This is a genomic window from Falsiroseomonas oryzae (assembly GCF_027856955.1).
In the GTDB taxonomy this organism is placed as follows: Bacteria; Pseudomonadota; Alphaproteobacteria; order Acetobacterales; family Acetobacteraceae; genus Falsiroseomonas; species Falsiroseomonas oryzae.
Window position 1 is genome coordinate 1 of record NZ_JAPSMD010000930.1, and the last position, 785, is coordinate 785.

1 pseudogene is annotated in these 785 nt (G+C 78.0%); it reads left to right on the plus strand.

Going from position 1 to position 785, the window contains the following annotated elements:
* Positions 1-785: pseudogene (locus OZN99_RS32755) on the plus strand (hypothetical protein); the annotation flags it as partial.

The following is a 785-nucleotide window of genomic DNA, read 5'->3' on the forward strand; positions in this document are numbered from 1 at the left end:
CGGGCCGAGGGCGCCGGCGCCCCGGCGTCCGGCGCGGAGGCGCTGCTGGCCGACCGCCTGGCGGCGCGCGCCTTCGGCTCGAACGACATCGGCACCTATCAGGCGCTCATGGCGGCCGGCAGCCGGGCGAACCAGGCGGAGAACGCCGCCGCCGCCGAGACCGCCTATCGCGCCGCGCTCGGTGTGCAGGAGCGTGCGCTGGGCGCCGACAACCCGGCGCTGGCCACCACGCTGGCGCTGCTCTCGCTGCAGCTCTCGAACCAGGGGCGCTTCCCGGCGGCGGAGGCTGCGCTGGCGCGGGCCGATGAGCTGGCCGCGCGACCGGGCGCGGAGGAAGGGCTCTCCGCGCGGCTCGCGCATTACCGCGCGCTGCACCTGCTCAACCTCGGCCGGCATGCCGAGGCACTGGCGCTGTTGGACCGTGCTGCGGCCGGCTTCGAGCGGCAGCTGCCGCCTTCGATCCTGGCCGCGCGGCAGGGGCCGCGCTCGCTCGGCGAGCAGCTGGGCGGCGCGGAGGCGATGTCGAGCCCGCAGACCCGGTCCGCCCTGCTGGCCCTGGTCGAGGCACGGCGCTACCGCGGCGTCGCGCTGCGCGGGCTCGGCCGGCAGGCGGAGGCCGAGGAGGCGCTGCGCTCGGCCTCCGCGTTGGCGCAGGCCAACCGGATCACGCTGCCGATCGTCTCGGCGCGGCTGACGCGCAGCGTGGCCATGATCGATGCCGAGCGCGGCGACCAGTCTGAGGCGGCGAGCGGGCTGTCGCGCGCGGCGGCGGCCTTCGCGCGCGG